This window comes from Bacteroides caecigallinarum, from assembly GCF_021530995.1.
Lineage (GTDB): Bacteria > Bacteroidota > Bacteroidia > Bacteroidales > Bacteroidaceae > Phocaeicola > Phocaeicola faecigallinarum.
The window spans coordinates 1-11429 of the sequence record NZ_JADYTF010000013.1; the positions used below are offsets into that span (position 1 = coordinate 1).

The 11429-nt window shown below is 39.6% G+C and carries 11 protein-coding genes and 1 rRNA gene; 5 read left to right on the top strand and 7 right to left on the bottom strand.

Going from position 1 to position 11429, the window contains the following annotated elements; all coding sequences use genetic code 11:
- Nucleotides 1–348: ribosomal RNA gene (locus I6E24_RS03350) — 16S ribosomal RNA — on the bottom strand; the annotation flags it as partial.
- A gap of 699 nt (nucleotides 349–1047) precedes the next feature.
- Here I6E24_RS03350 and I6E24_RS03355 point away from each other — a divergent pair.
- Together I6E24_RS03355 and I6E24_RS03360 are read left to right on the top strand one after the other, a co-directional pair.
- A complete protein-coding gene (locus I6E24_RS03355; protein ID WP_235326214.1) occupies nucleotides 1048–2220 on the top strand; it encodes an iron-containing alcohol dehydrogenase in 1173 nt (390 codons plus the stop codon).
- Between the two features lie 89 nt (nucleotides 2221–2309).
- Nucleotides 2310–3842 carry a carbon-nitrogen hydrolase family protein gene (locus I6E24_RS03360; protein ID WP_235326216.1) on the top strand — a complete coding sequence of 511 codons (1533 nt, stop codon included), beginning with the start codon at nucleotides 2310–2312 and terminating at the stop codon, nucleotides 3840–3842.
- 49 nt (nucleotides 3843–3891) lie between these two features.
- Here the strand turns inward: I6E24_RS03360 and I6E24_RS03365 are convergent, their stop codons facing one another.
- Complete coding sequence (locus I6E24_RS03365; RefSeq protein WP_235326218.1) at nucleotides 3892–4338, bottom strand: acyl-CoA thioesterase; 447 nt, start codon at nucleotides 4336–4338, stop codon at nucleotides 3892–3894.
- Between the two features lie 124 nt (nucleotides 4339–4462).
- On the opposite strand from I6E24_RS03365, the gene I6E24_RS03370 reads away from it, so the two are divergent.
- Nucleotides 4463–5749 carry an O-acetylhomoserine aminocarboxypropyltransferase/cysteine synthase family protein gene (locus I6E24_RS03370; RefSeq protein WP_235326220.1) on the top strand — a complete coding sequence of 429 codons (1287 nt, stop codon included), beginning with the start codon at nucleotides 4463–4465 and terminating at the stop codon, nucleotides 5747–5749.
- A gap of 90 nt (nucleotides 5750–5839) precedes the next feature.
- On the opposite strand, the gene I6E24_RS03375 is transcribed toward I6E24_RS03370, so the two are convergent.
- From I6E24_RS03375 to I6E24_RS03390, 4 genes are all read right to left on the bottom strand, one after another.
- Nucleotides 5840–6364, bottom strand: a complete 525-nt coding sequence (locus I6E24_RS03375) for a hypothetical protein (RefSeq protein ID WP_235326222.1) — start codon at nucleotides 6362–6364, stop codon at nucleotides 5840–5842.
- Nucleotides 6365–6490: 126 nt separating this feature from the next.
- Nucleotides 6491–6922, bottom strand: coding sequence for a hypothetical protein (locus I6E24_RS03380; RefSeq protein WP_235326224.1), 432 nt, complete (start codon nucleotides 6920–6922; stop codon nucleotides 6491–6493).
- A 123-nt stretch (nucleotides 6923–7045) separates the two neighbouring features.
- On the bottom strand, nucleotides 7046–7210 hold the full coding sequence (gene rd, locus I6E24_RS03385; protein ID WP_154043317.1) for a rubredoxin: 165 nt from the start codon (nucleotides 7208–7210) through the stop codon (nucleotides 7046–7048).
- 83 nt (nucleotides 7211–7293) lie between these two features.
- Nucleotides 7294–7998: an SIR2 family NAD-dependent protein deacylase gene (locus I6E24_RS03390; protein WP_235326226.1), complete on the bottom strand. Its 705-nt coding sequence runs from the start codon at nucleotides 7996–7998 to the stop codon at nucleotides 7294–7296.
- A 130-nt stretch (nucleotides 7999–8128) separates the two neighbouring features.
- Here I6E24_RS03390 and I6E24_RS03395 point away from each other — a divergent pair, with 130 nt between their 5' ends.
- Both I6E24_RS03395 and I6E24_RS03400 read left to right on the top strand, forming a co-directional pair.
- Complete coding sequence (locus I6E24_RS03395) at nucleotides 8129–8713, top strand: FKBP-type peptidyl-prolyl cis-trans isomerase (RefSeq protein ID WP_235326228.1); 585 nt, start codon at nucleotides 8129–8131, stop codon at nucleotides 8711–8713.
- Between the two features lie 57 nt (nucleotides 8714–8770).
- Nucleotides 8771–9637, top strand: coding sequence for an FKBP-type peptidyl-prolyl cis-trans isomerase (locus I6E24_RS03400; RefSeq protein ID WP_204402053.1), 867 nt, complete (start codon nucleotides 8771–8773; stop codon nucleotides 9635–9637).
- Between the two features lie 71 nt (nucleotides 9638–9708).
- On the opposite strand, the gene I6E24_RS03405 is transcribed toward I6E24_RS03400, so the two are convergent.
- Complete coding sequence (locus I6E24_RS03405; RefSeq protein ID WP_235326230.1) at nucleotides 9709–11403, bottom strand: Na/Pi cotransporter family protein; 1695 nt, start codon at nucleotides 11401–11403, stop codon at nucleotides 9709–9711.
- Nucleotides 11404–11429 lie beyond the last annotated feature (26 nt).

Consider the following 11429-nt stretch of genomic DNA (forward strand, 5'->3'; position numbering starts at 1 on the left):
AGGAGTTTGGACCGTGTCTCAGTTCCAATGTGGGGGACCTTCCTCTCAGAACCCCTATCCATCGTTGGCTAGGTGGGCCGTTACCCCGCCTACTACCTAATGGAACGCATCCCCATCGTTTACCGATAAATCTTTAATGGTATTACCATGCAATCTTACCATACCATCGGGTATTAATCTTTCTTTCGAAAGGCTATCCCCGAGTAAACGGAAGGTTGGATACGCGTTACTCACCCGTGCGCCGGTCGCCGGCAATTGAAGCAAGCTTCAATCCCGCTGCCCCTCGACTTGCATGTGTTAAGCCTGTAGCTAGCGTTCATCCTGAGCCAGGATCAAACTCTTCATTGTAAAATATCTTGTACATCCCTTAAGGATGCGTTCTTGTCTCTGTTCAGGATACCGTATCTTTATTATATAATTGACGGTTTATTCTTATTTTTCATCACACCATATATATATGTGACGCTTGTACTACATTCTGTTTGTTTATTTAAAATCTTTCAAAGAACTTCTTGTTTAGCAACCGTATCATTTTCGATTGCGGGTGCAAAGGTACGCACTTTTTTCATTCCCGCAATACCTGACACAACTTTTTTTTCAAAAAAATCACTACATCATAGCTAACTTGCTGTTTTTCAGCATAAAATAAACATAATATTTTTTCATATATGTTTCACAATTGATAAAAACATTAATAATATACACATTATTCTATATTTATAGGGGAAACAGATGTAGTGAAGATTAATGAAATGAAATATCGTATATAAAAAAAGAATCGCTATCTATAATATGGTAATACAAACTTACAGTTACACGTTCGTGTAACGAGCGTAACACATACGTATAACGAGTGAAACACGAACGAGAAACGAGTGTAACACGAACGTGTTACGACAAATATATAAAGACGATCTGAAAATCATTACTGTTTTCTAATTTAATTTTCTTAAAATATTTTGAATAGTATTTTTTAACTCTATGTATATACAATTATCAATAGAAATACTTAATTTTGAAAATACGAACTTTAAAACTATAGACATTATGAATACTAATCCTGTTTTCAATCTGAACATTCCTACCAAACTGATGTTCGGATGTGGCGAAATAAAGAATCTTGCAACTGAGCAACTTCCAGGAAAGAAAGCCATGATTGTAATCTCAGCAGGTTCATCAATGCGCAAATACGGTTATTTAGACAAGGTCATAGAACTGCTTAAAGAAAACGATGTGGATTCAATAGTATATGACAAGATACTTCCAAATCCAATAAAAGATCACGTAATGGAAGGTGCAGCTATATGCCGCGAAATGAAATGTGACATGCTCATCGGACTTGGAGGCGGCAGTTCCATCGATTCAGCTAAAGCCATAGCAGTAATGGCATGCAACGACGGAGATTATTGGGACTACATTCATGGAGGCTCAGGTAAAGGGCGTCCGGTTAAAGGTGCTTTACCAATCATAGCTATACCTACAACTGCCGGTACAGGCACAGAAGTAGATCCATGGACAGTTATCACAAATACTGAAAAAACAGAAAAAATTGGTTTCGGATGCCAGTATACTTTCCCTAAATTATCAATTGTTGATCCGGAAATGATGCTTACAGTTCCCCCACAGCTGACTGCATATCAGGGATTTGACGCATTCTTCCATGCTTCAGAAGGATTCATTGCCAACTGCGCTACACCAATAAGCGATTTATTTGCACTCGAAGCAGTTAGACTTCTTTATAAATACTTGCCTGTAGCTGTTAAAGACGGCCGTAACCTGAAAGCAAGAGCTAAAGTTGCTTGGGGAAGTACACTTGCAGGACTTGTAGAAGCTACATCATGTTGCGTATCACAACATTCATTGGAACATGCCATGAGCGCAAAATATCCTGAACTGCCTCACGGAGCGGGACTTATCGCACTGAGCGAAGCTTACTTCGAAACATTCAAAAATGACTGTATGAAACGATACATGAAGATGTCAGAAGTTATGACACAGAAGAAGAGCAACAGACCTAGCGATTTCCTGGAAGCCCTTGCACTGATGAAAAAAGAATGCGGAATGGATAATCTCAAGCTTAGCGACTGGGGTATGAAAGAAGAAGACCTGCCGGAAATGGTCAGCAATGCCAGAGACATGGCCGGAGGATTTTACCGCTTCGATGTAAGACCTCTTACGGACGAAGAAGTCTTGGAAATCTACAAAAAGTCATATAAATAAAAACATTCATAATATCTCCAATACCAAATACGGAATTGGAGATATTTTTCATTATACAGGTAAAAAGATACATATCATAACATAAAATAATGGACTCACTAAAAATCAATAAAGTGCAGATCAGAAATCTGCAAATCGAAGATTATGACCAGTTGGCACAATCTTTCACACGCGTTTATACAGACGGTAGTGACGTTTTCTGGACACACAAACAGATTGAAAAACTTATAAAAATTTTTCCGGAAGGACAAATTGTAACTGTAGTGGACGAAAAGATTGTGGGATGTGCACTGTCTATCATAGTAAACTATGACGACGTGAAGAATGACCACACTTATGCTCAAGTAACTGGAAAAGAAACGTTCAACACCCACAATCCTAAAGGAAACATCCTTTATGGTATCGAAGTTTTCATACATCCACAATACAGAGGGTTGCGTCTGGCACGACGTATGTACGAATATCGCAAGGAATTGTGCGAGGAACTGAACCTGAAAGCCATCATGTTTGGCGGCAGAATACCTAACTATCACAAATATGCCGACAAGATGCGTCCTAAGGAATACATAGACAAGGTAAGACAAAAAGAAATCTATGACCCTGTACTGACATTCCAGTTATCAAACGATTTCCACGTACGCAAAGTTATGCGTAACTATCTTCCAAATGATGAGGAATCAAGACACTATGCATGTCTGCTGCAATGGGACAATATCTATTATCAGCCGCCTACACAGGAATATATCAGTCCAAAGACTTCAGTGCGTGTGGGACTGGTGCAATGGCAGATGCGTTCATACAACACACTTGACGATTTGTTCGAACAGGTAGAATTCTTTGTTGACGCTGTATCCGACTACAAGAGTGACTTCATTCTTTTCCCTGAATACTTCAACGCTCCATTAATGGCACATTTCAACAATGAGGCCGAATCGGAAGCAATACGTGGTCTTGCCGCTTATACCGACGAAATACGCGAACGCTTTATAAAACTGGCTATCAGCTATAATATCAATATCATCACAGGAAGTATGCCTCAGATAAAAGAGGACGGACGACTGTATAATGTAGGGTTTCTGTGCCGACGTGACGGTACGACAGAAATGTACGAAAAAATCCACGTCACTCCGGATGAGACAAAGAGCTGGGGACTTACCGGAGGACGTTCCATCAAGACATTTGAAACCGACTGTGCGAAAATCGGTGTACTGATATGTTACGATGTAGAATTCCCTGAACTATCGCGTATTATGGCAGATCAGGGTATGCAGATTCTATTCGTTCCTTTCATGACCGACACACAGAACGCATATAGCCGAGTTAAAGTATGTGCTCATGCCAGAGCAATAGAAAACGAATGTTTCGTCGTAATAGCGGGAAGCGTTGGAAACCTGCCGCGTGTGCATAACATGGACATACAGTATGCACAATCTGGAGTTTTCACTCCTTGTGACTTCACATTCCCTACCGACGGAAAACGTGCAGAAGCCACTCCAAACACAGAAATGATTCTCGTATCTGATGTAGATCTTGATCTATTGAATGAGCTACATACCTACGGTAGCGTAAGAAACCTGAAAGACAGACGAAATGATCTGTATGAAGTAAAAGTTAAGAAGTGAACTTAACAAAGAAACGTTATAATCGCCTGATTATAACGTTTCTTTATTTTTATTTTTGAGATAACTCTTCTAGAGTTTTACCCTCATAATTACAAATAGCTTTCTTATATACCATAGGAATAGGTATTGGCTCTTTAGTTGCAACGTCATAACCTACAAGCACTGTACGACACTGACATTTCATTACACCACTAGCCTTGTTCACAGCACGCTGTAGTAATGTCAGACTTTTATTTCCAAGATGAACCACCGTAGTTTCAATAATAAGTTCATCAGAGAAGAATACAGGTGCCATAAAATCAGCATTTATATTGGCCACTACTACTCCAAACTTGTTCCAATCATGCAAATCACCAAAGACATCCTTAAAATATGTAGTCTTTGCAAGATCGTACAAAGAAAAATACACCGAGTTGTTCATGTGTCCAAACTGATCAACATCACTAAACCGAATTTGAGCCGGTATTACATGCTTAAAAAAGACTTCATCTTCCATACAAATATTCTTATTTGGTTTATTGCTCAAATATAATTCTTTTTTTTGTCATTCGTCTACTAATTGACGGAAATATTAGTAATTTTGCCGTCAATAAAATAAATATGCAATAAAATAAAACAACATGGAAAATAAATTCAGTAGAGAAACTCTGTGCGTACAGGCCGGATGGCAGCCTAAAAAGGGTGAACCTAGAGTATTGCCTATATATCAGTCGACAACTTTCAAGTATGAAACAAGCGAGCAAATGGCCCGTCTTTTCGACCTCGAAGAATCAGGATATTTCTATACAAGACTTCAGAATCCAACAAACGACGCAGTGGCTTCGAAGATTGCAGCCCTAGAAGGAGGTGTAGGCGCCATGCTTACTTCTTCAGGACAGGCAGCCAACTTCTATGCCGTATTCAATATCTGCGAGGCTGGCGACCATTTTGTATGTTCGTCTACTATCTATGGCGGAACATTCAATCTTTTTGCCGTAACAATGAAGAAACTCGGTATAGAATGTACCTTCGTTGATGCCGATGCAAGCGAAGAAGAAATATCAAAAGCTTTCCGTCCTAACACGAAGTGTCTGTTCGGCGAGACTATATCGAATCCAAGTATCAATGTGCTGGATATTGAAAAATTTGCACGCATTGCCCATAGCCATGGGGTACCTTTGATAGTAGACAATACTTTTGCCACTCCTATCAACTGCCGCCCATTCGAATGGGGAGCAGACATAGTTACTCACTCCACCACCAAATACATGGACGGACACGCTACATGTGTGGGAGGAGCCGTAGTGGACAGCGGAAACTTCGACTGGGAAGCAAACGCCGACAAATTCCCTGGACTTACAAAACCAGACGAATCTTACCACGGACTTGTTTATACAAAAGCATTCGGTAAAATGGCATATATCACAAAGGCTACAGTTCAGCTGATGCGTGACCTGGGTTCAATACAATCACCAGAAAATGCATTCCTGCTTAATTTAGGATTGGAGACTCTGCATCTGCGTATGCCTCGCCACTGCGAGAACGCTCAGAAAATAGCTGAATGGCTTGAAGTTAACCCGAAGGTAAAATGGGTTAACTATTGCGGCCTGAAGAGTAGCAAATATTATGAATTAAGTCAGAAATATATGCCTAACGGTTCATGTGGAGTGATTGCTTTCGGGCTGAACGGCAGTCGTGAGGAAGCTATAGAATTCATGGACAACCTGAAGATGATCTGTATCGTTACACACGTGGCAGATGCACGTACATGTGTGCTTCATCCTGCAAGTCATACACACCGTCAGTTAAGCGATGAACAGCTGATTGAAGCTGGTGTGGCTCCTGACCTGATACGTCTTTCTGTCGGTATAGAAAATGTAAATGATATTATAGCCGACCTGGAACAGGCTATGGAAAAGGTAAAATAAACCATTTTTAAAAAGCACTTCCCTGTTTGTACAATCAAAAGTACCTACAGGGAAGTTATACATGATTAAGAGTATTACAAATTAACCGTATCAGAACATTTTCTTTTCCGCACAACAGATAAACTCATCTGCAGCCATATCCTTATAATAATAAACCTCAGTAACAGGCTGATAGATATAAGACGAGAACTGGTACAACTGTACCGCGGCAAACTTCCTGTCGTGAGAATACATATAATCCATCCTTATACCTCCGGTATTACCACTTTTAACAGTCTTCTCTCCGGAAAAATCAGAACTTTCCAAAACCGACTTCAAACTGCGGAAATCTGCAGCTTCATAAAACTCACTTTTCACAGATATACGGCTGTCGGTAGGTGTATAGAACCAACTGTGGCTTTTCCAAAACAAGCGGAATACTCCAAGCAAAAGACACGCTGCTCCAATCGTCATTACGAGCATACTTAATGAAGATGATTCGTTTTCTTCAATTATTGAAAAATAAAAAGCTATTCCCCCTATCAATATCAATATGACGGAAAGTATGATAGAACGTACATCAGTACGGCGGGAAACATGTTCGTGGAGATTTGTAAACAATGAATTTGAGTCCATAATTGTAATTTGTCTGTTTTTCTTTTAAATAAATACTAATGATAATAAAAAGCGATAAGGCAAAAGCCTGGCTATGGGATTGCGAGAAACATTCCCAAAAACTTAATAAAAAGACAAATTAGCGGACTAAATAACAATACGGCACAACTGATACAGATACCTGACGTGGCTACCGGTCATGCCCACTCGGAACTTGTTTGAATTTAAGAACTCATTTATAAAACTCTGATGCTGAATATATTCAGCTATCATGCGAACTGCATATCTTGCCCACAGTACAGAAATGTTGTATATCTGCCTGGCAGTCAGTTTCACCATCACACGGACATTCAATGCCAGACTTCCCAACTGGCTGACATCCGCAGCCAACATTTCCGACCGACTATCATCATAGTCGGACAACAGAAACGTATACATATCCTTATACTCTCTGGTATTATCACCTGCTTCATCTACAACAATACTTACTTCTGTATCGTTGGCAGATGTAAAACATGCCGCAATGGAGAAAATAATTCCCCAAAGAACCAGAACAGATATGTGTAAAAGATTTCTCAAAAAACCGTTTTTTTTAATTTTACCGCTGTAAAGGTAAGAAAAGATTGGATTCAAAACAAAAAAATCTCCATAACGACCTAAAAAGGTGAAATGGAGACCTATGTCTTTGGCGGATTATAATTATCAATCTTCTACAACCTGGAAATCTTCCTTACCAACTCCGCAAACCGGGCAAACCCAATCTTCAGGGATATCTTCGAATGCTGTTCCTGGAGCTATTCCGTTATCTGGATCACCTGTTTCTGGATCATAAACCCAATCACATACTGTGCAAATGTACTTTTTCATAATGCTTTCTAATTTTAAAATAAATGTTAGTCTATTGTTTCAATATTAATTACAGAACAAATGTAAATATAAAATTGTTCACATCATAATCTATCGAGCAATATTTTTCTCAAATTTTCCATACCCTCTGATGCTCCTTTTGATATTACATTGATTTTACGGTTAGAAGATATGTTGACAGGGTTCGGATCTATGAGATAAACAGGCACATTACCACCTACATAATTCAGCAGTCCTGCAGCCGGATATACATTCATCGAAGTTCCGATAATGACAAATATATCAGCCTTCTCCACATAATCGATAGCTGTTTCTATCATAGGTACAGCCTCACCAAACCATACGATAAAAGGTCGGAGCTGCGAACCATCGCCGGCCAGGTCGCCAATTTTCACATCATAACATTCAGGAGATAATTCCTTTATATATTTAGGGTTATTAGGCTCACGGCTTGATGTAACCTTGGTTAGCTCACCATGCAAGTGAATGACTTTTGTACTTCCAGCGCGTTCGTGCAGATTATCGACATTCTGCGTAACAACAGTAATATCGAAATATTTTTCCAATTCCGCCAGAATACGATGTCCCATGTTAGGTCCGACATTTAACAGTTGCTTACGCCTCTCATTATAAAAATCAATGACAAGCTTAGGATTGGCAGCATATCCTTCAGGGGTGGCTACCTGCTCCACAGGATATTTTTCCCACAAACCTCCGGAATCGCGGAAAGTACTTATACCGCTTTCCGCACTCATTCCTGCACCTGTCAATACTACTATTTTTTTCATACTTATATGTACTATTTATACGTTTCCGATACAAAAATAAGAAAAATTATCACTCAAAACACCTCTGTTTCAAAGAAAAAAGATACCTTTGCCATCCGAATAATCAATATAATAATATATAATAAAATTCATGGATAAATTCAGTTATGCCATTGGTCTAGGAATTGGCCAAAACTTGTGGAGCATGGGTGCCCGCAACATTCAGGTAGAAGATTTCGCACAGGCTATCAAAGATGTGCTTGAAGGAAACAAAACAGCCATCACTCACGATGAAGCACGCGAAATAGTAAACAAGTTTTTCACTGAACTTGAAGAAAAGGTAAATTCTGAAAATATAGAAAAAGGAAAAGCCTTCCTTGAAGAAAACAAGAAAAAAGAAAACATCGTCACTCTTCCTAGCGGACTTCAGTATGAAGTTATCACTGAAGGCAACGGAAAGAAACCTAAAGCTACTGACCGCGTACGCTGCCACTACGAAGGAACTCTTATTGACGGTACAATGTTCGACAGTTCTATCAAGCGCGGCGAACCTGCAGTATTCGGTGTAAACCAGGTTATCCAGGGATGGGTAGAAGCTTTGCAACTCATGTCTGAAGGTTCAAAATGGAGACTTTATATTCCTTCTGAACTAGGTTACGGCGCACACGGAGCAGGCGAAATGATTCCTCCTCACAGCACACTTATTTTCGAAGTGGAACTTATAGAGGTTCTTTAATGTTCTGAAACAAATAACTAAAATATTAATATCTTAAAATTATCAGAAAGAAAAAAAATGAAAAAAGGTACAGCTTTAATGGTATTGGCTGCTGCAGCAGGACTTGCTTCATGCGGTCAAAGCGGTACTCCTAAAGCAAACATGAAAAGTGACGTTGACACTCTTTCATATATGGTAGGAGTAAGTAATTCTCAAGGTTTAAAAGATTATGTCGTAGGTCGTCTTGGTGTTGACACTACTTATATGGCAGACTTCGTGAGAGGTATCAAAGAAGGTATGAAAAATACTTCTGCAAAAGAAAAAGCTTATATGGCAGGTATGCAGATCGGCCAGCAGGTTAGCGGCGATATGTACGAAGCTATCAACAACCAGTTGTTTGCTGGCGATTCTACAACAACAATGAGCAAAGAAAACTTCCTTGCAGGTTTCATTGCAGCAGTAGAAGAAAACAGCCTAGTAACTGCAGATTCAGCTTCAGTATACGTACGTACTAAATCTGAAGAAATAAAGACTAAAGCTCTTGAAGCTAAATATGGCGAATACAAGAAGGAAAACGAAGAATTCCTTGCAAACAACAAGAGCAAAGACGGTATCAAGGTTACTGAAAGCGGACTTCAGTACAGAATCATCAAAGAAGGTAAAGGTGAAATCCCTACTAAGACTTCACGCGTAAAGGTTCACTACAAAGGTACAATGATCGACGGAACTGAATTCGACAGCTCATACGAACGTAAAGAACCTACTACATTCCGTGCAGACCAGGTTATCAAGGGTTGGACAGAAGCTCTTACTATGATGCCTGTAGGTTCTAAATGGGAACTTTACATCCCACAGGAACTTGGATACGGTTCTCGTGAAGCTGGAAAAATCAAACCTTTCTCTACTTTGATTTTCGAAGTTGAACTTATCAGCATTGAGAAATAATTTATTTCTGTAACTGACATAAAAAATCCGGCAGATGATTTTTCTACCGGATTTTTTTATACTCAATTTTATCAGGCTTTCTTTTCCTTGATATCTGTGTGGGCTTCAACTACATTCACTACATAATCACCAAGTTTTTCGCACTCGGCAATAATATCCATGTAGTGAACTCCCATCTGATAGTCATATTCCTTATTATTCACATCTACAACATTCTGACCTTTCAGAGTATTGCGATAATTATTTATTTCATTCTCCAGATTGAATGAGCAGTTCACGTCAATAGTATGATGCGTATCTTCCACCAGCTTTATCATCTGTGTTAAAGCCTGGTCAGTAAGCTGCATCATCTGATGTATATGGTCGTATTGCGCACTGGTAAAATCGTCGTTTCCACGGTTCTTGCGGTTAATGGTACGGGCTATATTATAGCAACTGTCGCCAATACTTTCAATTTCCGTTACCTCACGAAGCATTCCACGTATCTGAACCTTACTTTCAGAACTCAATCTTCCTTCGGATACCTGATTAAGATATTTAGCAATCTCCAGCTCCATATTGTCACTGATATTCTCATACTTCTCTATTCGGCTGAAAAGTTTGTTGAATTCCGATTCATTCTTCACATGAAGCAAGTCGCGTACCATACCGAACATTCTCTGTATGCGTTCAGCAAAAAGATTGATTTCCTTTCTTGCCTGAAGAATTGAAAGTTCGGCTGTAGAAAGCATACCTCCTGAAATAAACTGCAGACGGTATTCTTCCTCCTGCTCTTTCTGAGGAATAATGCTGCATACTGTTTTCTCGATAAACTTGACAAACCATATAAGTATCAGAACATTACAGATATTGAAACAAGTATGGAATGCCGAAAGCTTGAACGAAACAGCCACTCCACCGGCTTCGGAGACATTCATTAAATCGGAAACAATCCATTCCACCATAGAAAGGAACGGTTTGAACAGGATAAGTACCCACACCACACCAAAAATATTAAACATAAGGTGAGCCATGGCAGCTCTTCTTGCCTGAGTATTTGCTGTCAGAGCGGCAAGATTGGCAGTTATGGTAGTTCCAATATTCTCTCCCAACACAAGCGCTGCACCAAGTTCAAAACTAATCCATCCGTTGGCACACATAATCAATGTTATTGCCATAGTGGCTGCCGATGCCTGGACTATCATTGTAAGTACGGTACCTATAAGCACAAACAATAATACTGACACGAATCCCATGTCGGTATAGTTCTGTACGAAAGCAAGCATGTCAGGATTATGACTTAAATCAGGTGCATTGGTCTTCAGCAGGTTAAGTCCCATAAAGAGGAAAGCGAAACCAAAAATAAACTCCCCTACCGACTTACGTGAACTTTTCTGAGAAAACAGCAAAGGAATACCGAAAGCTAGCAGAGGAAGTGAAAAGGCTGATATATCGACCTTGAAACCCAAAGCAGATATAATCCATGCAGTGACTGTAGTACCTATATTGGCACCCATAATGACACCAATAGACTGGGCCAGTTCAAGAAGACCCGCATTAACAAAACTGACAACCATGACCGTGGTAGCAGAGGATGACTGTATCAATGCCGTGATAAGCATACCAGTCAGGACTCCTGTAACACGATTGGTTGTCATCGCCGTTAAAATACTTCGCAGACGGTCGCCCGCAAACTTCTGTAAACCTTCGCTCATAATCTTCATTCCGTAAAGAAACAAAGCGAGAGAGCCAAGCAATTTTAAAAAATCATAAAAAGAATATTCCATCTGTTATTATTTAGGTAAGATATAGA

What these genes read in the sequence shown, in the direction of transcription:
- rd (WP_154043317.1), bottom strand. Translation starts at nt 7,210, where the DNA reads ATGAAAAAGTACATTTGCACAGTATGTGATTGGGTTTATGATCCAGAA.
- I6E24_RS03400 (WP_204402053.1), top strand. Translation starts at nt 8,771, where the DNA reads ATGAAAAAAGGTACAGCTTTAATGGTATTGGCTGCTGCAGCAGGACTT.
- I6E24_RS03405 (WP_235326230.1), bottom strand. Translation starts at nt 11,403, where the DNA reads ATGGAATATTCTTTTTATGATTTTTTAAAATTGCTTGGCTCTCTCGCT.
- I6E24_RS03375 (WP_235326222.1), bottom strand. Translation starts at nt 6,364, where the DNA reads ATGGACTCAAATTCATTGTTTACAAATCTCCACGAACATGTTTCCCGC.
- I6E24_RS03390 (WP_235326226.1), bottom strand. Translation starts at nt 7,998, where the DNA reads ATGAAAAAAATAGTAGTATTGACAGGTGCAGGAATGAGTGCGGAAAGC.
- I6E24_RS03370 (WP_235326220.1), top strand. Translation starts at nt 4,463, where the DNA reads ATGGAAAATAAATTCAGTAGAGAAACTCTGTGCGTACAGGCCGGATGG.
- I6E24_RS03355 (WP_235326214.1), top strand. Translation starts at nt 1,048, where the DNA reads ATGAATACTAATCCTGTTTTCAATCTGAACATTCCTACCAAACTGATG.
- I6E24_RS03395 (WP_235326228.1), top strand. Translation starts at nt 8,129, where the DNA reads ATGGATAAATTCAGTTATGCCATTGGTCTAGGAATTGGCCAAAACTTG.
- I6E24_RS03360 (WP_235326216.1), top strand. Translation starts at nt 2,310, where the DNA reads ATGGACTCACTAAAAATCAATAAAGTGCAGATCAGAAATCTGCAAATC.
- I6E24_RS03365 (WP_235326218.1), bottom strand. Translation starts at nt 4,338, where the DNA reads ATGGAAGATGAAGTCTTTTTTAAGCATGTAATACCGGCTCAAATTCGG.